Origin of the sequence: Novosphingobium tardum, assembly GCF_042652045.1 — a bacterium.
Lineage (GTDB): Bacteria > Pseudomonadota > Alphaproteobacteria > Sphingomonadales > Sphingomonadaceae > Novosphingobium > Novosphingobium tardum.
The window spans coordinates 953,812-977,935 of sequence record NZ_JBHSDR010000006.1; the positions used below are offsets into that span (position 1 = coordinate 953,812).

26 protein-coding genes are annotated in these 24,124 nt (G+C 63.3%); 11 read left to right on the forward strand and 15 right to left on the reverse strand.

Going from position 1 to position 24,124, the window contains the following annotated elements; genetic code table 11:
- Window positions 1–86: 86 nt before the first annotated feature.
- The 7 genes from ACFO0A_RS12545 to ACFO0A_RS12575 form a co-directional block, all read right to left on the reverse strand.
- Window positions 87–998, reverse strand: a complete 912-nt coding sequence (locus tag ACFO0A_RS12545) for an NAD-dependent epimerase/dehydratase family protein (RefSeq protein ID WP_379539348.1) — start codon at window positions 996–998, stop codon at window positions 87–89.
- Window positions 998–1,735, reverse strand: a complete 738-nt coding sequence (locus tag ACFO0A_RS12550; protein ID WP_379539349.1) for an SDR family NAD(P)-dependent oxidoreductase — start codon at window positions 1,733–1,735, stop codon at window positions 998–1,000. Before ACFO0A_RS12550 ends, ACFO0A_RS12545 begins: the two co-directional genes overlap by 1 nt.
- Before the next feature lie 14 nt (window positions 1,736–1,749).
- A complete protein-coding gene (locus tag ACFO0A_RS12555; RefSeq protein ID WP_379539350.1) occupies window positions 1,750–2,250 on the reverse strand; it encodes a nuclear transport factor 2 family protein in 501 nt (166 codons plus the stop codon).
- A gap of 46 nt (window positions 2,251–2,296) precedes the next feature.
- Window positions 2,297–3,292: a zinc-binding dehydrogenase gene (locus tag ACFO0A_RS12560; RefSeq protein WP_379539351.1), complete on the reverse strand. Its 996-nt coding sequence runs from the start codon at window positions 3,290–3,292 to the stop codon at window positions 2,297–2,299.
- Window positions 3,289–3,804 carry a nuclear transport factor 2 family protein gene (locus ACFO0A_RS12565; RefSeq protein ID WP_379539352.1) on the reverse strand — a complete coding sequence of 172 codons (516 nt, stop codon included), beginning with the start codon at window positions 3,802–3,804 and terminating at the stop codon, window positions 3,289–3,291. Before ACFO0A_RS12565 ends, ACFO0A_RS12560 begins: the two co-directional genes overlap by 4 nt.
- Window positions 3,805–3,815: 11 nt before the next feature.
- Window positions 3,816–5,774 (reverse strand): oxidoreductase, encoded by a 1,959-nt coding sequence (locus ACFO0A_RS12570; RefSeq protein ID WP_379539353.1) that lies wholly within the window; start codon window positions 5,772–5,774, stop codon window positions 3,816–3,818.
- A 78-nt stretch (window positions 5,775–5,852) separates the two neighbouring features.
- Window positions 5,853–6,608, reverse strand: a complete 756-nt coding sequence (locus ACFO0A_RS12575; RefSeq protein WP_379539354.1) for a TetR/AcrR family transcriptional regulator — start codon at window positions 6,606–6,608, stop codon at window positions 5,853–5,855.
- Between the two features lie 118 nt (window positions 6,609–6,726).
- Between ACFO0A_RS12575 and ACFO0A_RS12580 the strand changes: the two genes are divergently transcribed.
- The 3 genes from ACFO0A_RS12580 to ACFO0A_RS12590 are packed head-to-tail and all read left to right on the forward strand — an operon-like array spanning window position 6,727 to window position 10,086.
- Complete coding sequence (locus ACFO0A_RS12580) at window positions 6,727–7,071, forward strand: STAS domain-containing protein (RefSeq protein ID WP_379539355.1); 345 nt, start codon at window positions 6,727–6,729, stop codon at window positions 7,069–7,071.
- A 14-nt stretch (window positions 7,072–7,085) separates the two neighbouring features.
- Window positions 7,086–8,048 carry an MBL fold metallo-hydrolase gene (locus ACFO0A_RS12585; protein WP_379539356.1) on the forward strand — a complete coding sequence of 321 codons (963 nt, stop codon included), beginning with the start codon at window positions 7,086–7,088 and terminating at the stop codon, window positions 8,046–8,048.
- Window positions 8,023–10,086, forward strand: coding sequence for a CHASE2 domain-containing protein (locus ACFO0A_RS12590; protein ID WP_379539357.1), 2,064 nt, complete (start codon window positions 8,023–8,025; stop codon window positions 10,084–10,086). The genes ACFO0A_RS12585 and ACFO0A_RS12590 overlap by 26 nt, the downstream gene beginning before the upstream one ends.
- Here the strand turns inward: ACFO0A_RS12590 and ACFO0A_RS12595 are convergent.
- Both ACFO0A_RS12595 and ACFO0A_RS12600 read right to left on the reverse strand, forming a co-directional pair.
- The gene (locus ACFO0A_RS12595) at window positions 10,083–10,670 is read right to left on the reverse strand and encodes an OmpA family protein (RefSeq protein ID WP_379539358.1); all 588 of its coding nucleotides are present in this window, start codon (window positions 10,668–10,670) and stop codon (window positions 10,083–10,085) included. The genes ACFO0A_RS12590 and ACFO0A_RS12595 overlap by 4 nt on opposite strands.
- Complete coding sequence (locus tag ACFO0A_RS12600) at window positions 10,667–11,149, reverse strand: FecR family protein (RefSeq protein WP_379539359.1); 483 nt, start codon at window positions 11,147–11,149, stop codon at window positions 10,667–10,669. Before ACFO0A_RS12600 ends, ACFO0A_RS12595 begins: the two co-directional genes overlap by 4 nt.
- 10 nt (window positions 11,150–11,159) lie before the next feature.
- On the opposite strand from ACFO0A_RS12600, the gene ACFO0A_RS12605 reads away from it, so the two are divergent.
- Window positions 11,160–11,573 carry an ATP-binding protein gene (locus ACFO0A_RS12605; protein ID WP_379539360.1) on the forward strand — a complete coding sequence of 138 codons (414 nt, stop codon included), beginning with the start codon at window positions 11,160–11,162 and terminating at the stop codon, window positions 11,571–11,573.
- Between the two features lie 50 nt (window positions 11,574–11,623).
- On the opposite strand, the gene ACFO0A_RS12610 is transcribed toward ACFO0A_RS12605, so the two are convergent.
- Both ACFO0A_RS12610 and ACFO0A_RS12615 read right to left on the reverse strand, forming a co-directional pair.
- Complete coding sequence (locus ACFO0A_RS12610) at window positions 11,624–12,049, reverse strand: ion channel (RefSeq protein ID WP_379539361.1); 426 nt, start codon at window positions 12,047–12,049, stop codon at window positions 11,624–11,626.
- 122 nt (window positions 12,050–12,171) lie between these two features.
- The gene (locus ACFO0A_RS12615; protein ID WP_379539362.1) at window positions 12,172–12,564 is read right to left on the reverse strand and encodes a metallopeptidase family protein; all 393 of its coding nucleotides are present in this window, start codon (window positions 12,562–12,564) and stop codon (window positions 12,172–12,174) included.
- Between the two features lie 216 nt (window positions 12,565–12,780).
- Here ACFO0A_RS12615 and dctA point away from each other — a divergent pair, with 216 nt between their 5' ends.
- The 3 genes from dctA (at window position 12,781) to ACFO0A_RS12630 (ending at window position 16,771) form a co-directional block, all read left to right on the forward strand.
- Complete coding sequence (gene dctA / locus ACFO0A_RS12620) at window positions 12,781–14,118, forward strand: C4-dicarboxylate transporter DctA (RefSeq protein WP_379539658.1); 1,338 nt, start codon at window positions 12,781–12,783, stop codon at window positions 14,116–14,118.
- 465 nt (window positions 14,119–14,583) lie between these two features.
- Entirely contained in the window at window positions 14,584–15,780 is a 1,197-nt protein-coding gene (locus ACFO0A_RS12625) for a tetratricopeptide repeat protein (protein WP_379539363.1), read from the forward strand.
- Between the two features lie 193 nt (window positions 15,781–15,973).
- Window positions 15,974–16,771: a hypothetical protein gene (locus tag ACFO0A_RS12630; protein ID WP_379539364.1), complete on the forward strand. Its 798-nt coding sequence runs from the start codon at window positions 15,974–15,976 to the stop codon at window positions 16,769–16,771.
- A gap of 102 nt (window positions 16,772–16,873) precedes the next feature.
- Here ACFO0A_RS12630 and ACFO0A_RS12635 read toward each other — a convergent pair whose 3' ends face one another.
- A complete protein-coding gene (locus ACFO0A_RS12635) occupies window positions 16,874–17,674 on the reverse strand; it encodes a sterol desaturase family protein (RefSeq protein WP_379539365.1) in 801 nt (266 codons plus the stop codon).
- A gap of 185 nt (window positions 17,675–17,859) precedes the next feature.
- On the opposite strand from ACFO0A_RS12635, the gene ACFO0A_RS12640 reads away from it, so the two are divergent.
- The 4 genes from ACFO0A_RS12640 to ACFO0A_RS12655 all read left to right on the forward strand — a co-directional run bounded on the left by ACFO0A_RS12640 (window position 17,860) and on the right by ACFO0A_RS12655 (window position 21,089).
- Window positions 17,860–18,732, forward strand: coding sequence for a LysR family transcriptional regulator (locus ACFO0A_RS12640; protein WP_379539366.1), 873 nt, complete (start codon window positions 17,860–17,862; stop codon window positions 18,730–18,732).
- A gap of 404 nt (window positions 18,733–19,136) precedes the next feature.
- A complete protein-coding gene (locus ACFO0A_RS12645; protein WP_379539367.1) occupies window positions 19,137–19,874 on the forward strand; it encodes a phosphatase PAP2 family protein in 738 nt (245 codons plus the stop codon).
- A 462-nt stretch (window positions 19,875–20,336) separates the two neighbouring features.
- Complete coding sequence (locus ACFO0A_RS12650; RefSeq protein ID WP_379539368.1) at window positions 20,337–20,516, forward strand: hypothetical protein; 180 nt, start codon at window positions 20,337–20,339, stop codon at window positions 20,514–20,516.
- Window positions 20,517–20,747: 231 nt separating this feature from the next.
- On the forward strand, window positions 20,748–21,089 hold the full coding sequence (locus tag ACFO0A_RS12655; protein WP_379539369.1) for a globin domain-containing protein: 342 nt from the start codon (window positions 20,748–20,750) through the stop codon (window positions 21,087–21,089).
- Window positions 21,090–21,199: 110 nt separating this feature from the next.
- Here ACFO0A_RS12655 and ACFO0A_RS12660 read toward each other — a convergent pair whose 3' ends face one another.
- From ACFO0A_RS12660 to ACFO0A_RS12670, 3 genes are all read right to left on the reverse strand, one after another.
- Window positions 21,200–21,607 carry an energy transducer TonB gene (locus ACFO0A_RS12660; RefSeq protein ID WP_379539659.1) on the reverse strand — a complete coding sequence of 136 codons (408 nt, stop codon included), beginning with the start codon at window positions 21,605–21,607 and terminating at the stop codon, window positions 21,200–21,202.
- Window positions 21,608–22,048: 441 nt separating this feature from the next.
- Window positions 22,049–22,456, reverse strand: coding sequence for a hypothetical protein (locus ACFO0A_RS12665; protein ID WP_379539370.1), 408 nt, complete (start codon window positions 22,454–22,456; stop codon window positions 22,049–22,051).
- Between the two features lie 214 nt (window positions 22,457–22,670).
- Window positions 22,671–23,981, reverse strand: a complete 1,311-nt coding sequence (locus tag ACFO0A_RS12670; RefSeq protein WP_379539371.1) for an O-acetylhomoserine aminocarboxypropyltransferase/cysteine synthase family protein — start codon at window positions 23,979–23,981, stop codon at window positions 22,671–22,673.
- Between the last annotated feature and the right edge of the window lie 143 nt (window positions 23,982–24,124).

Sequence of the window (24,124 nt, forward strand, 5' to 3'; positions counted from 1 at the left end):
GCACAACAGAGAAGCACGCTCGTTCCGCTCCGACTTCAAAGCCGTCGCGCCGCGTTAACCGTGAGTTTTCGGTGGGCGTGGAGCGCCTAATCCTGACGAAAGCGGGCGCGGTACGAGCCGCGTCGCACATCCTCGGCGACATCGAGGTGCTGCGGCACCCAGCCCAGTTCGGCTCGCGTCCGCACCGCGCGCGATCTGCTGTTCACGCCGAAGAACAGCGGTCCCACGAAGTCTCCCCAGACCTTTCGGGCCTCGTCGATGTCGATCGAGCGCGTTCCACAGTCCATGGCGACCGCAGCCGCTTCGGCCAGCGCGCGGAAATTCGCCTCACCGGCTACCGCATGGTAGAGCGCGCCGGCCGTGCCGCGCTCGATCGCCAGGCGATAGACCGCCGCAAGATCATCGACGTGGACGTTGGAATAGAGGTTAAGCCCGGCGCCGAGATAGCAGGCGGCCCCGGTCGTCGCGATTGAATCGAAAATGGCCGGGATCTGCTTGCTGCCGCCGTGTCCCCAGATCAGCGGAGGCCGCACCACCATCGCGCGGACACCGCGCTCGGCCATTGCGCGCACCCGATTCTCGGTCTCGACCCGCATTGCGATCCATTCGGGCGGACTGAACGGGTCGTCCTCGGCATAGGTTGCCTCGTTCCAATGACCGTCATGCGCCTCGTGCGAAAGGACTGCGGTGCCGGAGGTGAAGATGAAAGGGCGATCGCTGCCGATCAGCGGTTCGATCAGCGCTTCGGCTATCCGCCACTCGTCCGCGAAGGGGACGGTCGGCGCGAAGACCGTGGCGTCGTGCGCTCCCACTTGCGCGGCGACTTGTTCGAGCCGGTCCATGTCGCCAGCCACCGGTGCGATCCTCGCTTGCCGCAGCGCCTCTGCCGCTTCGTCGGACCGCGCAAGACCCGAGATCTGGTGCCCCTCTGCGGCCAGGGCGCGGGCCACAGCCGAGCCCACGAAGCCGCGTGCCCCCAGGATCAGGACGCGCGCCATCAGCTTGCGGCGCGGTCGTTGGACAGCGTGACGTAATCGCCGGCCATTTCGTCGTCCTCGACGATCCGGACGACGGCGGCCGCGATGTCTGACGGCTGGTGGATGCGGATGCCTTCCATGATCGGCCCAAGCCACTCGGGCCGCTCCCCGCCTCCGAGCTTTTCCAGAATGGGTGTCTCGGTGACCCCGGGCAGGACCGCATTGACGCGGATTCCGTCGCGATCCTTCAGCGCGCCGCAGCTGCGCGAGAACATCACCACGCCGGCCTTGGATGCCGCATATGGCGCATCGTCGATGTAGGGATTGAGCGCACCAGTAGAGGCAGTGTTGACGATCGCCCCGCCGCGCCCGTGCGCCTGCATGTGCCGCACCGCGAGCGTGGTGCCGACGATAACGCTTGTCAGGTTGATCGCAACTAGCAGTTCGATCCGCTTGATCGGCGTTCCGGGATAGGGCGGCGGCCCGGAAACGATCCCCGCATTGTTGAATACGATGTCGATTGAGGCATCGCCGTCGAACAACGCGGCAAAGGCATCGGAATCGGTCACGTCCAGCTTGCAGACGTCGACCCGCGTGCCGTCCCCCGCCGCGAGCCGTGCAGTCTCGGCCAGGCCCGCCTCATCGACATCGGCGATCAAAAGCCGTGTCGCGCCGCGTTCGGCGAAGGCGATGGCCGTCGCACGCCCGATCCCTGCTGCCGCGCCAGTGATCAGCGCGGTCTTCCCCTTGATATCCATGACGTACCTTTCGTTCAGGCTTTTCCGGCGGGGCGGCGCCGTCCGCGATCGGCGGCGCGCTGGAACAGCCCCCGGTCACCCATTTCCCAGGTCACGGTGAGCGTGCAGGCGACGATCCGCCAGCCTTCGTCCGTGAGCTTCAGCCGGTTGGTGTAGAAGCCGCCGATGGCGTGCATCTCGCGCACGTCGCCGGTCACCAGATGATGCAGAGCGATCATGTAGGTGACGCACTGCGCGGCATCCCCGTCCAGGGTGATGCGGTGATTGCTGAGCAGGTGCTGGGTTGAATCAAACAGCGACAAGGTGCCGCCGACCCGCGCGACCCAGTCATCCGCCGCCATCGGTGCGGCAGGCGCGCCGGACCAGCTCGAAAAGTCGAACAGGACCTCGTCTGCGAAGATCGAGCGGTACATGGTCCAGTCGCAGCGATCGATGCCCGAGGCATAGCGATGGACCGTGTCCACGATTTCGGCGCGGTCGATCAGGTCGTCGGCGGTTAGCCGTTGGTAGGTCATGCCCGTTCTCTCCGTGATGCCGCGCATCTGCCGGCCGCTTTTCCCGTCATCCCAGCCGCGCGATGAGCTTGCCTGTCGTCTCGCCCGTGAAGAGCGATGCGAAGGCGGCAGGCACAGCGGCTATTCCTTCGACGACTGTTTCACGGACGAGGATATCGCCCGCGGCGGCCATCTGCTGCAGTTCCGAGACGATCGCGGGCGCGTCGTCGCCTGCCTGCCCGGCATTGAAGCCAGTGATGGTCAGGCCCTGTTCGATCACGCGAAAGAAGTCGGCCGGCCCGCCGCGATAGTCGTCGCTCTCGTAAAGCGAGATCGCGCCGCAGGCTCCGATTCTGCCGCCCGGCCTCGTCGCGCCGAGAATGGCGTCCAGCGTTGCACCCCCGACGTTGTCGAAGCTCGCGTCGACCCCGTCAGGCGCGGCTCGCGCAAGGAACGCGGAGACCGGCTCGCGATGATAATTGCCCGCCGTAGCGCACCCGATCTCGTCGATTAGCAAGCGGCATTTGGCGTCGGTCCCCGCGGTTCCGATCACGGTCGCTCCGCGTCGGCGGGCAAGGCCGCAAGCAATAGAACCCACCGCGCCCGCTGCGCCCGAAACATAGACTGTTTCGCCTCGCACCGGCTTCAATACGCGTTCCACGCCGAGCCAAGCTGTGATCCCGGTGAGCCCCAGAACGCCCAGATGCCAGCTCGGATGCGGAGTGTCCGCGGGCAGCGCGCGCAAGCTCGCGACGGGCGCTACGAAGCCTTCGGTCCAGCCGGACTGGCTGACGACGAGGGTTCCCGCCACAAGCGCGGGATCGGCAGATTCCTCGACCACGCCCACCGCAGCGCCGCCAAGCAGGTCGCCCGGACCCTTGGCCGGGTGCAGCCCGGCGCGCGCGGTCAGTGGCAGTCGCATGTAGGGATCGAGCGAGACGAACAGGTTGCGCACCCTTGCCTGGCCTGACTGCACCGCGGGAAGGACAACGTCGCGAACCTCGAAATCGTCGGGCGCGATATGCGTGCCGGGCTGGCGCGCCAGGTGGACCGCGCGCGTCATCGGGTTGTCTTCCGGAAGAGCGAAGCGGACGGATCGTCGCCGCGCCGTGCCCCCGCCGGAAAGCTCGCTGCGCCGATCCAGTCCGCCACCTCAGGCGCCATCGGACGACTGACGTCAATCACGACATGACGTTCCGCGATCAACCAGGCTCCGTCGCGCTGCTCGAACCGGTCGAGATAGCGCCCGGCGACCAGGATGTGTCGCGCCTCATGCTCCTGCGCGGGCTGCGGGTGAAATGCGATGAAATAGCTTTCGACTGCTGCGCTGGCGCCATCCAGCTCGATCAGGACGTTGGTGATATGGTGCTGCCCGGCGCCAGCCGCCCCGTCCATCGAGGGGACGAGGTAGTCGCCGAACTCCCGCCCAAGGCCCGACCACGCGCCGTGGTAGTCAATGGCATCGGGATGATAGACCGCGGAAATCATGGCTGCATCACCGCGGTCAACGCCGCGGCAGTAACGGTACAGCACCTGACGTATCGCCTCGTGCGCGGCCAGCTCGTCGAGCGTCATCTTTCGTCTCCCTAGATCGTCGCGCCGGCGAGATGACCTTCGCGGATCACCTGCTGGAGGAACCGCGGGGATCGCGCGTCCCCCGCCATCGTGACCTCGACCTTGCCCGCAAGCGATTGGGCGAGACTGCGGTCGGGCCGGTTGGCGGTGACAACGACCACCAGATCGGCCGGAATGCGCCGTTCGCCCGATCCTGCGGGCATGTAGACGGGCGCTGCGATGACCGCGTCACGCTCGATCCGCACCGCGCGGTGGCGAGCCAATTGCTCGAATTCGGCGAGCGCAAGCCGCTCGAGCGCGGGTTCGACCATCAGCGCGGATTCGACGAGGGGCGCGAATGAGGGATGTCGGCTTATGCAGGCAACGGCCGCTCCGGAGCTTGTAAGTTGCTCGGCGGCGGCAATCCCCTCGTAGTGGCCCAGGTCGTCGATCACGACGGCGCGGGCGGGATTGTAGCTGGCCGGGCTGCGGAACAGATCGTGGGTCGAAATGACATTCCGGCCATCGACCCCTTGGATCGGTAGTCCGGGAGCAGAGATCACGCGCCCGTCCATCCGGGGCTGCGCACCGGTTGCCACGATGACGGCGTCGAACCCTTCGGCCACGATTTCGTCCGCCTCGATATATGTCGACAGCCGCACCTCGACACCGAGCCGGAATACTTCCTGTTCGAGCCACACGAGCAGATCGCCAAAGCCGTGGCGCTTGGGCGCGCGGGCGGCGAGCTTCAGCGCTCCGCCCAGTTCAGGCTCGGCCTCGGCCAGCGTGACCTGGTGGCCGCGTAGCGCCGCGACGCGTGCCGCTTCCATCCCCGCCGGGCCGCCACCAACCACGAGCACGCGGCGCGGAACGGCGGGAATAAGGTGGTCGTCACCAACGCTCGTCTCGAACCCTGCCCCCGGATTGACCACGCATTCCATGCGACGCTTGGGCGAAAGGAGATTGCCGACGCATCCCTGGTTGCAGGCGATGCAGGGCCGAACCTGCTCCGGATGCCCGGCAAGGGTCTTGGAGACGATGGCCGGGTCCGCGATGTGCGCCCGGGTCATTCCGACGAGGTCCGCCGCGCCATCGCGGATGATCTGATCGGCTTCTTCCAGCGTGCGAACGCGGCCGGTCACGATGGTCGGCAGCCCGGTCAGGCGCGTGATCGGCTCGCTTGTCGGCAATTCATAGCCCGCCGGCTCGTGCATCCCGCCGATCATCTTGGGAAATGTCTGGTAGTTGCCCAGCGAGACATCGACGAAATCGATCAGGCTGCGAGCTTCCAGAAGCTCGACCAGCCGCCCGTTTTCGTCGATCCCGGCCCCGCCCGTCACCATGTCAGGCGCGACGCGCACGCCAAGGGCGAATCCCTTCGGCACGGCATCGCGGCATGCCGCCAGGACCTCGATCGCGAACCGCGCGCGATTGTCGATCGACCCGCCATAGTCGTCGTCCCGGCGATTGATCGCGGCCGACAGGAACTGCGCCGGCAGGTAACCGTGGGCACAGTGGATTTCCGCGCCGTTCATGCCCCATGCGGCGCACTTGCGCACCGCGTCGGCATAGGCGCCGACGATCTCGTCGATCATCCCCTTGGTCATCGCCAGGGGAACGACGCCGACGGTCGTGCTCGGCACGTCGGAAGACGACCACGGCGGCGAACCATCGATGGGCAAACTGTTGTGACCGGCGTGCCAGATCTGCTGGAACAGCTTCATGCCATGCGGACGAACCGCATCGACCAGCCTGGCGTAGCCATCGCCGATCGCCGGGTCGAACGCGTTGAGCGACGCGGGACTGGTGGGGTGGACCGAAAGGATCTCGACGATGGTCAGCCCCACGCCGCCGACGGCGCGCGCACGATGATAGGCGATGAGCGCATCGTTCATCGGTCCCAGGCCCGTGGCATGCGCGGTGCGCACGACGCGGTTCGGGATCGTGACCCCGCCGATCTCGATCGGCGTCAGAACTTTCTTGAGCGACATTTTCTTGCCTCGTCACCCTCTCTCGAAGGGAGAGGTAGCAGACGAACGCGAACTAGAAAATAGCAGACATGATAGTTTTCAATCGTCGTCGAGTGCCGATTGCTCTGCCGCGACGTGCTCGGCGTGGGCCGATAGGATTGCGTCCGCCTCGGCCCTTGCCTCGTCCGTCAGAAAGGGGTGCATCGAAAGCAGGAACGAGATCGGCGCCCGCTCGACGAATTGCTCGTCGGTCAGGCGTCCGGCAGCCCAGTCGCTGACCAGCCCGTACGATTGGTGCGGCATGCGCTGCGCGGCCAGCAGCTTTTCTCCCTCTGTCATCGGACGGATGATCCCCGCCTCGACCCCGTCCTCGAAGAAGTTGCCGTATCCGCGTAAAGGAATGCCGCGCAGTTCCTCGAAGATACGGCGGTCGATCGTTGCCGAAAAGAACACGGTGACCATCGCTGTGGCGTAGCCGCGCAAGGCGATCACGAAGCGCGCGACGGTTGCCGCGCGGTCGAGGCATTGGGCCAGCGATCGCGCCTTGAATGGGGGAATGGTCGATAGCAGGCCATCATGCTGCGCGGCGATGGCGCGGGCCATGATGTCTTCTCGCGAACCCAGGTTGCGGTAGAGCGTGCGCTGGGCCACGCCCGCGCGCTTGCTCAGCTCGCCGATCGTGAACTCCTCGATGCCCACTTCGCTGAGCAAGGCCTGCGCCTCGGCCAGGATGCGCGCGCGCCGGTTCTGCATCCCCGCGCTGTCGTAACGACGCCCTGGAGCGGAGCCCCCGCGCCGGCGCGCATGCGCGGGCTTGGAGACTTCTTCTGACGTGGCGGGTGCGGGATTGGTCATGTCCACCGCTTTACGCGGGTGACCCGGCCAAACGCAAACGCAGGCGCATCGGCGCGAACTCCATTGGGGAAGGCAAGCGCCGCTTGGCATTGGCCGCGGTCAGGGATATCCCTGTGCAATGAACGAGGGAACGCTCACTTGGAGCAGCGACGAGCGCGATGGCGTCCGTATCGTCGCACCAGTCGGACGGGTCGACGAATCCACGGCAACGGAATTTACCGAACGCCTGACCGAGGCAGCCAGCGCCGGAGCGGGCAGGCTCGTTCTCGATCTCGCGGGCATCGCCTACATGTCGTCGCGCGGGCTTCGTGCGCTTACCCTGGCGCAGCGGCGCGGGGCTGATGGCGGGTCGGCGCTGGTGCTCGCGCGGCCCAACGATACGATGCGGGAAATCCTGGCGATCAGCCGGTACGATCTGGTCTTCACGGTCACCGAAACGATAGAGGATGCTATCGCGGACTAACGCGGGAGGGGGCGATGCAGATCCGGTTCTGGGGCACCCGCGGTTCACTTCCCGTGGCGCCCAAGGCCCAGGCAGTCCGGGACAAGATCGCCGCGGCACTGGTTGCGGCCGATGGGCGACGCTTCGCCACCGTCGCGCAAGCGGGCAACTTCCTCGAACACGAAATGCCCTTTGCCGGCGCGCATTCGTATGGCGGCGCGACAAGCTGCGTCGAGCTCGATGTCGGCGAAGGGGCGTTCATCATCTGCGACATGGGCTCGGGTTTGCGCGAACTCGGCCTCGACAGCCTCCGCCGCTGCGCAGAGGGCCGCCCGCGCGAGTGGCACTTTTTCCTGTCGCACCTTCACTGGGACCACATCATGGGCTTCCCTTTCTTCGTTCCGGCATTTGCGCCGGGGTCGAAGATCGTGATCCATGCCGGACATGCCGATGCCGAAGCAGCGCTGCGCCGTCAGCAGGAGGAGATCAGCTTCCCGGTGCCGTTCGACTACCTGCGGGCGGACATCGAATTCCGTACCTTGGAACCAGCCCGCGACTATACCATCGGCGCGGTAATCGTATCGTGCATCGAGCAACACCACAGCCATGCCAGCTACGGTTTCCGTTTCACCGACAAGACCGGAAAATCCGCGATCTATTCAACCGACAGCGAGCACAAGATCGACCGGATGGACGGGGAGGCTGACGTCGTTTCGTTCTTTGCCAATGCGGACCTTGTCGTCTGCGACACGATGTACAGTTTGGCAGACAGCGTTTCGATGAAAGAGGACTGGGGCCACTCGTCGAACATCGTCGCGGTCGACCTTTGCCATGAAGCGAAGGCCCGGCGGCTGGTCCTGTTCCATCACGAGCCGACTTATTCCGACGCCGACATCGAGCGAATGCATCTCGAGACGATCCGCTACGAGGAACTGACCCGCGCCGAGGCGCCACTCGAGGTGCTTTGTGCTTATGACGGGCTCGCGGTCGACATCTGAAACGCGCGCCCGCCGCGTCGCGGGCTGGGCGGTCATTCTCGGCGGCCTCGTCGGCGCGTTGCTCGGCCTCGCCACCGCGGACTGGCACCGCCGCACGCTGTTCGACGAATGGCAGCGGCTCGCCCCCCGCGAAATCAGCGGCGACAAGGTGGCGATCGTCCTTATCGATTCGCTCAGCCTCGATGCGGTGGGGCCTTGGCCCTGGCCGCGCTACTACATCGCGCGCCTGACCGAGGCGATCACCGCGCAGCAGCCCAAGGCAATCGGCTTCGACATGGTGTTCGCGGAACCCGACGCGCTCAGCCCCGCCAATTTCGCCGGGCTTTATCCCCAGGAACTCGATCCCGCGACGCGCGCCAGAATTTCGTCGCTCCCCACAATGGACGCCATTCTGGCGAATGTGTTCGGGCGGGCGCCGGTGGTCCTTGCGCGCAGCGCGTCGGATCACGATGGCGCCGATCCAGCAACTTTGATGGTCGACCCCGAAATTCGGGGAACGCCTCCGGCACAGACCGCTCGCCGCGCCCAGGTCTTGGCGAGTTTGCCCGAGATCGATGGCGTTGCGCTGGGTCACGGCCTCGTCAATGGCCCGCCCGACAACGACGGCATCGTGCGCCGCATACCCCTCACTATGATCGCCGGCGGCAGGTCCATGCCCGGTTTCGCCGTCGAGCTTGCCCGGATCGGCCTGGGTGCGAAAAGCCTCGACTGGCACGATCGCAAGCTCGCCATTGGCAGCCGCACGCTCGAGGCCGAGGACACTGCGAACCTTCCATTCCGGATGGGCGCCCTGCCAAGTACCGCGGTCACGTCCGCCGCCGAAGTTCTCGGCGGCAAGGTTCGCCCCGGCACATTCACGGACAAGATCGTGCTCGTCGGCCAGGGTGCCGAAGGCACGGCCGACATCGTCGCCACACCGCTGCAGACCGAAATCTTCGGCGTGATGGTGCAGGCACAGGCGGTCGACGCGATCCTTTCGAACGGCTGGCTGTCACGCCCGCCCTGGGTCCCCTGGGCGGAGGTTGCGGCAGGCCTCTTGCTGCTCGTTCTGATACTCGGCGCCGGGGGGCGGAGGTCATACTGGCTGCTGGGGGTGGCGCTTGCGCTGGCAATCGCCCTTCCTCTTGCCTCCTTCGTGGCATTCGACCGCGCCAACATCCTGTTCGATCCGATCAATCCGGTCTTGGTGGGCCTCAGCGCCGCGATCGCAATGTGGATCACCCTCTACATGCTCGCCCGGGCAGAACGCTCCCGGCTCGCCGCCGCGCTGGTGGAACAACGCATCACCGCGGCCCAGCAGGACGGCGAGTTGAACGCGGCACGGCGAATCCAGCAAGGGATGGTGCCAAGCTCCGACAGGCTCGGGCGGCTTGATCAGCGCGTCGGAATTGGCGCGGTATTGCGGCCCGCCAGGTCGGTCGGCGGCGACTTCTACGACGCTCTGATGATCTCGCCGGACAAGCTGCTGCTGGTGATCGGGGACGTTACCGGGAAGGGGGTCCCGGCTGCTCTCTATATGGCGCTGTCGAAAGCGGTCTCGAAAAGTGTGCTGAGCAGGGCCGATGGCGATTTGGGGCAGGCCATGGCAGGCCTGAACCGCGAGTTGATGGCCGATGCCGACGAGGAAATGGGCGTCACCATGCTCGTCGGGATTCTCGATTGCACGAACGGCGAACTGGCCCTCGTCAACGCCGGCCACGAAAACCCCGTCGTGGTTCGCAAACAGGGCGCCGTGGAATCACTTGGGATGCGTGGCGGGCCGCCGTTTTGCGTGGTCGACTTTCCTTATCCCGAGGAACGCGTGCGGCTGGCGCCGGGCGACACGCTGATCCTCATCACTGATGGCGCTACCGAGGCCCAGGATGCGCAAGGAGCTATGCTGGGGCTCGATGGCGTGATCGAAGCCTTGCGTAGTCAGGGCGACATTCCCGCGACCCGCCGCGCCGCCGATCTTGCCGACCGGATCAGGGCGTTCGAGACTGGAACCGACCCGAACGACGACCTGACGATCCTCACCGTGCGCTTTCGCGCGATCTAGCGGACGATGACCTCGACGCGGCGATAGCCTTCGTTCGCGACTTCGTCACCCAGCCTGGCCCTCGCCTCGTCCTCGCCGCGTCCAATCGCATCCTCGCGATCCACAGGAAAGCCGAAGCTGCGCAATTGTTCGGCAACTTCCTGCGCGCGATCGAGCGAGATCTTGTCGTTGATCGCATCCCCGCCGGTTGAATCGGTGAAGCCCGCGACTTCGATCTGCGCGCCGGGTCGGGTCGAAAGCTCGTTGCGGATCTGTTCGAGCACGCCGCGCTGGTCGGCCGGAATATCCGAACTGCCCGTCGGGAAAGTGATGACGAAGGCCTTTGCCGAAGGCGGCAGCGATCCAAGGAGCGTACCGTACGCGGGCTTGAGCTTCTTGAGACCGCGGACATGGCTGGACCCGCTGCCCAGAGATGCCTGGGCGTTGACCCGGTCGACCACCGTTTCGCGCCCGCCCTTGCCGATCACCGCAACCGCGCCAGTGTCGTGGCCGGGCTCGTTCTCGAGCAAGGTGACCTTGTCGGTGGCGCAGCCTGCGATCGCCATTGCCAGGGCCAGCACCGACGCAGGGAGCGCGCGCCTCACTTGTCCGAGCCCCTTCCCTTGACCTCAACGACGAATTTCGTGCCACGGACCCCCAGCATCGAGGTCGGCGTGCGCACCCGCATCGCATCCCGCTTGGACTTCGCGATATTGCCCGACACGACGCCAAGCGAACCGCGATTGACGCTGGTGACGAAGCTGCCGGTCTGGCGGGAACGGTCGTAGGAAAATTCGTCGAGGGTGATCCGGCTGCTCGGCCCCAGCGCCATCCGCGTGTTGTCGAGAAAGGCGATGCCGACCCGGCCGTCCTTGCCGGTCTTCACGATATCACCTTGTTCAAGCTTGAGCCCCGGGGCCGCAGCCACCGCAGCCCCCTTTCGCACGACCAGGACTTCACCGACGTGACTCTTGATCCGGCCGATCTCGGCCCAGGCGGGTGCCGCCGTAAACAGCAGCACAAGGGCGGGAACGATGATAAGGTTGCGCACGATTTCTCCCCCGAACGCGACCTCGTGTGGCATAACCCCGCCCATGGGGGCGAGCAAACGGTTTTCAGCCAGGTTGAAGCCCGGCAGCGATCCGGGCGATGTCCTTATCGCCGCGCAAGCAGCCGTGGCGAACTTCGCTGCCGGCGCCGGTCTGGCGCAAGCCGCCACAGCGAGGCTCTCGGTCATGGTCGAGGAAGTGCTCTCCAACGCGTTGCGCCATGGAAAGGCGCAGAAGGTGCGTCTCCACCTGCGGTCCGTAGCCGGGGGTATCGCGCTTACCTTCGAGGACGACGGAGCGCCGTTCGATCCGACCCGGAAACGTGCCTTCAAAGGACCCGATCCTCAAACCGGCGGAGGCGTCGGACTCGCGCTGCTCAACGCCTGGGGGCACAAGCCTTGCTATGCGCGCATCGACGGCTCCAACCGACTGCGCGTTGCGCTGAGATCGGAGCGCTGACACGCGCTTCCGTGGGAATGAAATGTCGGCAAGGCGATAATGCCGGCCCGCTAAACCCGCCGTAGCAGCGACACTATGCGGATCAGGAATGCCGTAGACCAGCCGATCATGATGATGCCGTTGATGCCCTCGATCGCCGAAACCAGACGCCATTCGGGAGCCATGGCGGTATCGCTGTAGCCGATCGCGCCATAGGTGATGGTCGAGAAATAGACCGCTTCACGCAGGTCGCCGATCGCGCCGATCACCAGATAAAGCGCTGCATAGAGCCAAATCTCGACCCCGTGCAGTCCGATAAGCGCGAGGATCGAGAACAGGGTTATCGCCATGTGCAGCGGCGAACTGGGATGCATATGTCCAGAAGTGTCCGAGCGCTCCTCCAACCGGAGCAACCGCGCGAGCAGGACCAGTCCGCTACCATGCACCAGCACGGTGAGGGTGACCATCACTGTCGCCAGGGTCAGCTCTGCTAGCACGGTTGGACCCCTCAGGCCGGAACGGCGCGCCAATGCGCGCGGGACAGCCCTGTGTGGATTTCCCTGAGCCTGACCGCAAGTCCACTCGCCGGATAGCGACTACACGACGAGCCCGGCAGCGATCAGGTATCGTCATCCTCGATCGAGTGCATCTGCTCGTCCGAGAACCCGAAGTGGTGCCCCACCTCATGAACTATGACGTGGTAGATGAGCGCTTCCAGATCGACGCCGGTTTCGGCCCATTCGCTAAGGAGGGGACGCCGGAACAGCGAGATTACCGGCGGGAGATCGCCAGAGGCCCAAATCGATTGCTCGGTAAGCGGACGGCCGTGATACAGGCCGGTGAGGTCCCAGGCGCTGTCGATGTCGAGCGCATCGAGGGTTTCATCGTCAGCAAAGTCGTCAACCCGTAACGCCACGTCAGCCAGATGATCCCGGAACTGCCGAGGGAGCCGCGCGATCGCGCTTTGCGCCAATTGCATGATCTTCTCGGCAGAGGGCGCGGGCAATTCCATTTCGCCGATATGGGAACGAGCAGGCGATACGTCACCTCCTGCCCGCAGCTCCTTGCGGTGGCTCGAGTTGTCGATGGGCTCGCCGCTTGCCGCATTATCTTCGTGACCAATGAATTCTGGCTTTTGTTTTCCCGTTCCAGTTGGCAGCCCCTACCTTGACTAAGCCCCTCAGGGGGGACGCGCATCGACGCCGGGAGAAGCAATTTGCAGCCGACCATAATCCTTCGGGGCGAAAAGAGCGGGCGCGGCCGCGGGTTGCTGGGTTCGCTTTACGTCCAGGTCGTCTTGGGCATGTTGCTCGGCATTGCTGTCGGGGCGCTCTTCCCGACCTTCGGCACCGCTCTCAAGCCATTGGGTGATGCCTTCGTCAAACTGGTCAAGATGGTCGTCTCGCCGGTCATCTTCCTGACCGTGGTGACCGGCATCGCGGGGATGCGAGAGCTTGGCGAACTCGGCCGCGTCACCACGCGCGCCTTTGCCTACTTCATCAGCGTTTCGACCTTGGCGCTCTTCGTCGGACTGGCCTCCTCGCTCGTCATCCGGCCCGGCGTCGGCCTGAACGTCGATCCGGCTTCGCTCGATGGCGCGGCCGTCTCGGACTATGTCGCGAAGGCTCACGACCAGTCGGTCGTCGGCTTTCTCACCGACATCATTCCCGACACGCTGCTTTCATCGCTGATCCAGGGCAATGTACTCCAGGTCCTCCTCGTCGCGGTTCTGGTGGGCATCGCGCTTGCCGCGACGGGTGAGGACGGCGCGCCGGTGCGCGATTTCCTCGACCGGCTCGCGCTGATCGTTTTCCGCGTCGTTGCCATCGTCATGCGAACAGCGCCGATCGGCGCCTTTGGCGCGATGGCGTTCACGATCGGCAATTACGGCCTGTCGGCGCTGTCGAACCTCGTCGGCCTGATCGCCACCTTCTACCTTACCTCGGTGCTGTTCATCGCGGTGGTGCTTGGCGCGATCTGCCGGATGAATGGGTTCTCGCTGTGGCGGCTGATCCGTTACCTCAAGGCTGAGATCTTCCTTGTCCTGGGCACTTCGTCGTCGGAAGCGGCCCTGCCCAACCTCATCCGCAAGATGGAGAACGCCGGCTGCGACGATGCGGTCGTCGGCCTCGTCGTTCCCACCGGATACTCGTTCAACCTCGACGGCACCAACATCTACATGACGCTGGCGACGATGTTCATCGCCCAGGCGTGCAACATTCATCTGTCATTCGGCGAGATCGCTCTCCTGCTCGGCGTCGCGATGCTCAGCTCCAAGGGCGCCGCCGGCGTTACCGGAGCCGGCTTCATCACTCTCGCGGCGACCCTTGCAATCGTCCCCTCGGTGCCGGTTGCCGGACTGACGCTGATCCTCGGGATCGACCGCTTCATGTCCGAATGCCGGAGCGTAACGAACTTCATCGGCAATGCCGTCGCGACCGTGGTCATCGCCCGATGGGAAGGCGGTCTCGATCGCGCCCAGCTCGACGCGGCGCTGAACGGGACCGCCGACCTCGATGTTCCGACGGTAGGCGAAATCGAACCGGGGCCTGTCGCAACACAATAGATTTCGCGGTGGAAGTCGCTTGAGAACCGTCGTCGACCTTTGCCCTTTACAATCAGGCGGGCCTGGGTGGCGAGATCGGCATCACGAAGGCGCTGTGAGGGTACTGGCTGGCCACCGGTGGTCCCGATAATGCTTGCCGGCGTTGAGGCCGAGCGGCCCCAGTCGGGCAAACCCGTCTGTCCTCCGTCCGTGGACCTATCGACCGATCGGCTTGATGACCGGTCTGGCCGAAGGTACGATCTTGCATCCTCCACTTATTGAGGATGGGTCGTCGGAAGGGGCAGTCCTGTGGATTCTCCGAGGATCAGCGGGTGGAAAGCCATCGGACGCTATGTCGACCGTGATCGTACGACGGCGATGCGCTGGGCGGCGACCCGGGGCCTCCCCGTTCATCGGTTGCCGGGCGGAAGAAGAGCAAGCGTCTATGCCGTTTGCCAGGAGCTTGATGCCTGGCTGGCAGGCGGTATGGATTCGATATCTGCCGATCCAACGATCGCGCGCCGCACCCTTATCGTGGGATCGTTCGCCGCGGCGACGGTCGCCGCCCTGGGAATCGCCGCTTTTCGCCCAACCGAAGGAAAAAGCGACGCAAAGGCGCTGCTCGAGCAGGCCCGCATCCTTCGCAGCCAGAATACGCGCGAGACGCAAAATCAGGCGATCGGTCTCGCTCGCGAGGCAGTCAGGCAGGACCCGAGCAATGCAACTGCCTGGGGTGAACTGGGTTACGCGCAGGCCACCGCCTCGCGCTGGCGCCAGGAGGCGGAATCCAGATCGCTGCGCGAACAGGCCACAATGAGCGGACAGCGAGCGCTCGACCTCGATCCTGGCAATGCCAAGGGCGAATTGGCCTTGGCTACGGCGCTTCCATTGTGCGGGACCGACAGTTGGCTCGCCCGTGCCGACGGCATCAAGCGCTCGCTTGACCGCGCCCCCTCCGATCCCGACGCGCTCGTCGAGCAAGCCTTTATCCTGCGGTTCACCGGCCATTGCGCAGAGGCGGCAGCCGTATGCGCGCGCCTTCAAACCCGTCATCGCACCCCGCCCCTCTACAACATTTGGATCAGGGCATTGTGGAGCGCGGGGCAAAGTGCGGAACGGGACCGCAAGCTCGCCGAGGCGGCGGGACTGTACCCGACCAACAAGATGCTCTGGTACACGCGGTTCGAGGTGTTGGCTTTCGGCGGCCGTCCCGACGAGGCGGTTGCGCTGGCGCAGGATGCCAGGGGCCGACCCGAGGTCGTGACGGAGAGCGAAGCGCAAGACCTCGTTCTTCTGGCTGCGGCCCTCGGCAGCAGGCACGCAGCGCAGATTGACGATCTGATGGGCAAATTGCTTACGGGCGCCCGGATCGGCATCCGCGCGGCGACCAATGCGTTGCGGGTTGCTTCACTCACGGGCCGCCTCGACGATGCCTTTACACTCGCCCAGGCCTACTACTTCGCACGCGGGTTTACCGTTGGCGGAGAGCTCGGAGGCGGCCTCTTCGTGTCGCAGAGCCAGCGGCACACGAACTACCTCTTCGAACCACCGCTTTCGCCGATGTGGAAGGATCGGCGCTTCGGTCTGTTGATCGAGGAGCTCGGCCTCGAAAGATATTGGCGCGAGGCCCGCAAACCGCCTGATTTTCGAGGGCTCGCAGCTCTCAGCTTCCCCAAAGGATAACCCGCGGCTCCTCTCATCCGCCACCTGCCGCTATTTGCAACTTGATACGACGCGCGCCCATCGGGCGCGACGGCTAGGATGCTTTGGCAGGCATCAGGTTCCTGCACCGCATCTCTGGGGGCCAGCGATGATCCGTCTTGCGCCGCGAATAATTCATGCGACCATCCGGCTATCGGCGATCTGCGCGATAGGGGTGATCGCCGGTTGCGGCGGTGGCGGCAACAACGGTGGGTCGATGCCTATCGCGGTCGCACCAGCACCGTCACCCACGCCGACGCCAACACCCACGCCAACGGCAACGCCCACCCAGTACATGTCGACGCCGGTACCGTTTTCGCTGACCCAGGATCGCACTTTCGACGTGTTCGGCTGGGACGCATGGCCCGCTGCTCCCGTCCCGTCGGCGATGAGCCTGCGCTGGAATGCGGCGGCATCGCAATATGAAGTGCTGGCGACCGGTTATGCAGATTGGGGAAGTCTGAAAGCTCTCGCGAGCGGCGGCGGAAAGTTCGATGTCCTGGCCCCTGACGGCTCGAAGTTCCCGTTCCAGATGCTGATCTCTGCGCCGGCTTCCGGCTCCGCATTGCCGCAATATCTTGCCGAAGCCCGTATCTACGCGGACATGTCCGCCAAGGCGTATGTGGCATTTGGCTTCGCAACCGCACCCGGCGATGTCCCTGCCTCGGGGACGAAAACCTGCCGCTTCGGCATGGACGAAATCGGAGACGGAGAAATAACGTTCGATTCTTCGACCGGCACTCAATCGGGGTTTGTCGAGCCGTTTTATGCAATGAACGGGGAGCCTCTGCCGCGCTATCCGTTAAGCCAGGCTCTATACTCCCGCACCGCACCTACCCAATTGAGCGCGACTTACGGAACGTCGAACGACAATGTCCTTGAGAGCCGTTTCTTCGGACCTCAGGCGTCTGAAATCGCGGTTCGAGCCAAGGGCGCAGTCACGGGTATCATGACCGGCTTTTGCAGCAGCTAGACCGCTGCACGGGGTGCCATTCATGCCCATGCCGATACTCGGCTTGAAGCGCTCGCGCCGGGCCCTCGCGTGCCAACTCGTCGATCGCCAGACCTGTCCTCCCTAACGCCGACCGAAGGGGTAAAACACTTCCCGCGTCCAATGGACGTCATTCGGGCCGGGCAGGCCATATCTGGACGGCCTGCCATCAGGGATGTGGAGCGTACCGAAGATGGTATCGTAGATCGAAAGCACCACTCCGAAGTTGCGGTAGGACGCTCCGTCCTTGCCGTAACCGTGATGGGTATGATGAATTCCCGGCGTCACGAACGCGTGCTCAAGAATGCGCCAGGTTTCGCCCCATATCCGATGACTGCGAATGGCATCGTCCCAACGGAAATTGGCGTGGGTAACAAGGTTCCAGATCGTAACGACGACGATTACCGCTGCCGTTGCGGAACCCAGTCCAAGATACACCGCAAGCCCCCAGATCCAGGTGTTGGGGACGATGAAGCTCCAGATGGGAAGGACCCGGAAGTTGAGCAGGACATTCATGAACTTTCCGGAATGGTGTGTCCGGTGGAAGCCCCAGAACCAGTTGAAGCGGGTGTTACGAGAGTCATGAGCCAGTCGATGCACCCAGTAGAAGCCGAATTCACTTGCCAGCAAAATGAGAACGAACGCGGTGCCGAATGAAGCCCCCTCGAGGCTATTTCGACCCTCGGGAAAGGCAAACGCGAACAACGAGGCGGCAAGAAGAGCGCTGAGCGGGCGCGTTATGGCAACTCCGATTGCGGCGCACAGAACCGTGACACTCAAATCGTGCGGACTGTAGGCGCCACGATGCCGCCCTGCCCAAATTTCTGCCAGGAGGATGAGTACCGCCGCAAAGAGGAATGCGATTCCGGTCGGGTTGCTAGTCATCTACCTCTTCCTTGCGATGTCACCTGCTTTCATGAAGAAAGCTCATGTCAGGGGCCGTCGGTGTCTCCGGGTTTCGGTTCAAGATCCGAAATCCTTTCAGACGAGCAGGTTCGATAGCTTGAGAAGGCTTGATAAATCCAATGAGAAGAAAGCAGCCTCCTAATGCAAAAAATGCATTACGAAGCATGGAACGCGTCCGGCACGCGGCGACTCTGGCAAGGCACGGAAATTTTGCGCGTGCCGCAATAGAGCTCAACATCAGCCAATCGACGCTGAGCAGGAGCATCCAGACACTCGAACACCAGCTCGACCTTACGCTCTTCGAACGCACAGGAATGGGAACCATCCCGACCCCGATCGGCAAACTGTTCTTGCGCAAGGCGCAGGACATGCTGGGGGCAGTGGACGATCTTGAGGATGCGATGCGCCTGGCTTGGCGGCATTCGGGGGCAACAGTCCGGCTCGGTATGGGACCAATGCCGGCATCGCTTATCCAGGCTGAATTGTGCCGGCAGCAGATCAAGGATGGAGTAGTTGAACGGCTGGTGTGCCAGGTCCATACCGGAATGAGATTGCGAGAGCTCATCGAGGCGGACGAACTGGATGTAGCTGTTTGCGCAGAAGGATCATTCGAAGTGCGGGGCAATCTGCACGCCGAGCATCTCTTTGACATTCCAATTTCGATGCGGGTGCGGGAAGGTCACCCTCTTCTGGACAAGGCCATCTTAACTGCCGACGACCTGAGCCATTACCCCTTCGTTGGCGCGGTTCTCGACCAACGAATGATCAAAGAGCTTGCGCCGCAGTCGATACTCTATGACCCCGTAATTGCTTCGGACGATTTCCAGATGTTGGCACAGCTTGTGGCGAGCAGCGATGCGTTTTGCATATTCCCCGCGTCCATGCAGACACCCGGCTTGGTTGACCTAACCGCAGCACAACACCTCACCACTCCGAAATCCGCGATGATGATTATGTGGGCAGGGGAATCTGTCCCGAAGATTGTGCATTCATTGCGCTACATTGTGGCATCGATGAATCTTGCGGAGCCGGTCTGAATCCGACCCCCATGAGACTGCACGAAGAACTCGATAAGGCTCTGACGGAGCCCATGGGCCGGATCATCGACCACGAGCACTGAGGATCACCTTGCGCATTAAGGCATTGAACGTCGGCATCGTCGAAGTGCGTTAGAGCCCTGCTTCGGCGAGTATCGCGCTGGCACCCTGCTCTGCGCCGCTGGCGTGGTGGCGCAGCAGTGCGAAGAACTCGCGCCCCAAGCCCATTTCAGCTGTCGAAGCACTGAGAGCAGGGTGCGACCCGCCAGGCCTCGCCGACGTGTTCGCGGCGTTCCGATAAGCCGACTTGGCGGAGTGGGGGATTCGCACCAACTGCTTTTGAACAATCCCAGGGAACATGCCTCCTCGCGATCTGTTAGTCGCAGTTGTCGGGGGAGCTCGCTGTGACAAAGATCGAGGCAGGTTCAACTCTGGCCCGCACCCTTCGAGGGCACCGCGTCGACAGCAAGATCCTTGTGCTCTTCCTGTTATTCTCGGCGGCAGCCTTCGGTCTGCTCTGGCTGGCGTCTGAGGTTATCGAAGGTGAGACCTTCGCCATCGACCGCCTCATCCTGCGCGGTCTGCGCGCCGCGGCCAACCCAGCAGTTCCTATTGGCCCAAGATGGCTGGCGCTCTCGATGATCGACGTGACGGCCTTGGGAAGTTCGACCGTCCTCACGTTGATCACGATTCTGACAGACGGCTATCTCATCGCGGTCAGAAAGCGCTCCACTGCGGTATTCGTGGCTCTCTCGGTCGCAACAGGGGCATTGTTCAGCGGAGCCTTGAAGGAGTTGTTCTTCCGGCCGCGACCCGAGGTTGTGCCGCACCTCGTCGAGGTGACCTCGGCGAGCTTTCCCAGCGGCCACGCCATGAACTCGGCGGTCGTCTACTTGACGTTGGCAACGCTCCTGGGTCGATCCCAGGAGGACGTCAGGGGCCGCGTTTATCTCCTCTGCGCCGCGATTGCTCTCACGCTCATGATTGGATTCTCGAGGGTCTTTCTCGGCGTTCACTGGCCAAGCGACGTTGTCGCCGGATGGGCGGTGGGTGCAGCGTGGGCAGCTGGCTGCTCGCTTATTGGCAAATCGCTACAGCGGCACCGCAGGATCGAAGGGGCTGGCCCAGAAGAGGGAAGCTAGTCCCTACAGGCCCCTGCTTCCCCTTTTTCGGTTGGCGATGCGGGAAGGACGAAGGGAGTTCTTCCTTCCCGCACCGTGATCTGGACGGCGCGGAAGCGGGTTAGTCGCAGTCATGGGCAGCGCATTTTTCTGATCAGAGATGCCAACCCTGCAGAATAGCCAGACTGATTGCGGCGGCCGCAACCAGGCCAGTCCATTTGCTCGCCGCCTGGAGCAAACGCTGTTGTCGACGCCGAGACCTCGCGAAGGACCGCGCCTCGTCGCAGGGTAGCGAGAAAACATAGGCTTCATAGTTTCCCATTTCGCGCCTCTCGACAGTCCACGTTTCCGAACTGTGACGCCGCGACGACATCAACCTCTCAAGGTGTTGCCGAAATTACAGAACCGTAATCGACCGGCCATCTTGCCGAAAAGCGCCCGCCCTCACCCTTGCTTCCTCATCAAGGAGGAAAGGAACAGTCCGTGCGGAAATTTCTCTATGCGCTGGTCGCCGGAGCCCTTCTCTCCGCGCCCGTAACCGCCGACGCGGCGGCCTGTCGCGACGCCAAGGGCAAGTTCATCAAGTGCGCCAAAGCCGCGCCTGTGAAGGCCGCCAAGTGCCGCGATGCCAAGGGTCATTTCACCAAGTGCCCGAAGACATAAGCTACGTTGCGAAGTAACGAGTTAGCGGCGCGTAAATCACCAACGCCATGCGGGCCCCTGCGCCCGATGAAGTGAAATACCGGAGGTAGCCCTTGCCTACGACGCGCCTTTGCCGACGCGGATGATAGTCAACGAGCACTGGCGCCCATCGGGACATGGCCACGCGATCGAACTGCCGCCGCGCATGCCGATTAATCCGGCTCCGACCGAGGTCAAAACGGAGATTGAGCCTTGTTCTACATAGTGGTGCCATCGACGTGGCCGTTCTTCTCTGCCACGTGGTTCGACCATGTCCGCGACGTCGTCGGTCTGCCTTTGCTTCGACCGATTGAAGAGACGGCAAGTCGCCATCGCGCTCTTGGCATTACGCCTGCCCACTATTCCTGTTTTGGCGATTTTCTCAGTGTCGGCTTGAAGGATTTGCTCGGAGAAAGAGCCACTCCGTCGTTCCTCTCAGCTTGGAGCAATACGTACTGGGCAATCGTTGGAACGATTTCGCGCAGTGAGCTCGGAGAGGCACCGAAAGTGACTACGGGAATCGGCGCGATCAGGGAGCTGCTGCTGGCAGTCTGATCCCAATTCGTCTGGATTGGCGGAACTTCAGCTTTGAGCCAGGGCGGCCGCCAACGCGCCCACCCGTCCGCAAAAGCCGAGTGAGCGCGAGGAGGGTCGGATGAAGGGGTCTATCCGCGCGGGTTCGCCGTCACGTTCAGAACCAGCGTATCGCCTTGAGCGGCCAGCGCCTGACTTGTCCTTGCCGCGTCCCTGCGTAACGTCCTGATCTGATCGTCATAGGCGGACTGGGACGACGCGAAAATGATGTTGGCCTGGAAACGCTGCCCGTGATCGATGCCCTGCGGCAGCGGGTGCATCGTGGGGATGCGGCTGACCGCTCGCAGTGCCGCACGATCAAGCGTCGAATTGCCAGACCGGTGAATCACCCGCAATGCTGCAGGGGTTCCGTCCTCGCTGCAGAGAAACGCCACCGAAACCGTTCCATCGGTGGATTCATTCAGAACCCGACGGGGGAGTTCGAGGTTCTGATTGATCTTGTCGGTCATCCCGCTCGACCACTGAGCAACCGAGTTCATGTGGCCGGTGACGATGACGGGGTGCAGTTCCTTGGCCGCGGAAGGAACGCACACGGCGGGGATGGCCTAAAGCGCCACCAAGACAGTTAGTTTCATGATCGTTTACCCTCAAGTCGGAGATTGTCCGGCCTTGCCGACGACGCCCGAATATGCGGATTGCCCGCCTTACGCCTAAGGTCGATAGGATGGCGTGCGTTTTGCGGACCACGCGCTGTCCCGTGAACGAAAATGTCCCAATTTGGAGGGTTGTCAACGATTCCATTGCCGAAAATCGGCCTGGCGCGAACGATTGTCGCGTCCATACAAGTTTACCGCAGGGTTAGAGGCCGGCTTGCCCTCACCCCTGGGCGCAGAAGCTTCCGCCGATTGGCGGAAGCTCCCACATCGACCATTTGGATCGCGGGTCGGAGACCCAAAGTCGCGGCGACCCTACGCTGTCAGTCAGCCCTTCACCCGCTCAACGGTCGCGATCTTTCCTTCGGGATCCTTCGTCGTCCACACGCCCTTTTCATCGACGCGTTCGACATTGCACTTCTGCTTCGCGCCAGGCTCGTCCTTGGTATAGCAATACTGCTCCGGCGATTTCTGCTCCCACTTCCCGGTTTCCACTACCTTACCGTCGATCGTGTCGACATAGGTTCCGTCGGCGTTAGCCACTTCCGTCACGATCTTCCCATCCGAAGTCGTGACCTTGTAAGTTCCAACGGAGGGTTTTCCGTCGGCCGCGAGCGTTTGAGCCGGGACGGTCGACGATGCTTCGGTCGTCGTTTGCGAAGGCGTCGGCGCCGGCGCTGGCTTTGAACAAGCGCTGACGGTCACGAGTGCGGCAATAAGTATAATCCGCTTCATCAACTTTCCCCCAAATCGACTCACGGGCAGTAAGATCCACCCGCTCGACTCGCGCCCCAGTCGTGAGTTTATGGGCAAAGGCACTCACTTCCAAACGACACCGACGTGATGGCGGTCTTGCGTTCTATCCACTGGGTGATCAGCGAAATCCGCGTGGGGGTATCGGGGGCGCGCTTCATGGGCCGTTAGGCGGACAGCAGCTTGGACGCGGACTTCATTTCAAGGCTGACGTTTCCGACTGCGCCAGGGCGCAATCGATATCCTCCAGAATGTCATCGATGTGCTCTAGCCCGATCGAAAGCCGAACATATCCGGGAGATACCCCCGACGCGACCTGTTCGGCTTCACCTAGCTGAGAGTGTGTGGTGGACGCGGGGTGAATGGCGAGGCTGCGTGCGTCGCCGATGTTTGCGACGTGGTAGAACATCTGCAGAGCATCGATGAAGCGCCGGCCGCTCTCGATCCCACCGGCGAGTTCGAAGCCGATCAATCCGCCTTGCCCGCCTTTCAAGTAGCGCTCGGCAAGCGCTCGGGCCTCGCCGCTTTGCTGCGAAGGGTGGATGACCCTGGTGACGGCCGGGTGTTGCGCCAGGTGGGCGGCAACGGCCAGCGCGTTGGTGCAATGCCTTTCCATTCGCAGCGGCAGCGTTTCGATCCCCTGAATTAGCTGAAACGCGTTGAACGGCGAAAGCGCGGCACCGAGATCCCGCAGGAGCACCACGCGGGCCCTAAGCACGTATGCGATTGGGCCGAGCGGCTCGGCTGCTTCGGCCCATACAGCTCCGTGATAGGATGGATCGGGTGTGTTGAGCTGCGGCTGACGGTCAGGATGCGCCGCCCAGTCGAAGTTTCCGCCATCGACGAGGATACCACCGATAGAGGAGCCGTGGCCGCCCAGGTATTTCGTGGCGGAGTAGACCACGATCGCAGCGCCGTGATCGAGGGGACGGCAGATCAGCGGCGCGGCAGTATTGTCCATGATGAGCGGGATGCCCGATGCACGTCCGATCTTCGCCACTTCCGCCATGGGAAAGACCTCCAGTTTCGGATTCGGCAGCGTCTCGGCATAATAGGCACGCGTGCGCTCGTCGGTCGCACGGGCAAAGTTCTGCGGATCCGAGGAGTCGACAAACCGGACGTCGATCCCTTGGTCTCGAAGCGTGTTCGCGAACAGGTTGTAAGTTCCCCCGTACAACGCTGTCGAACTGACGATATTGTCTCCTGCTCGCGCAAGGTTCTGGATCGAGAAGGCGGAAGCCGCCTGCCCGGAAGCGACTGCCAAAGCAGCCGCTCCCCCTTCGAGAGCGGCTATTCTCTTTTCCAGCACATCCGTCGTCGGGTTCATGATCCGAGTGTAGATGTTCCCCATTTCTTGGAGCGCGAAGAGAGACGCGGCATGTTCCGCGTCACGGAACTGATAGGATGTTGTCTGGTGGATCGGCACGGCCACCGAACCCGTCGAGGCGTCCGCGCGCCATCCTGCATGGAGCGCGAGCGTTTCGGGATGCAGACTCTCTTTCGGCATTGGTCGGCTCCATGCATTTGTAGCCAAGACCCCTATCCCGCCTCTTGGCATCAGGCCACCGTCTATGGTCCCTCGGCTTTCGGAGTGCGGTACCAACCTAAATCCACCAACTCAGCGATTTAGAAAGGTCGTGGAACGGGTGG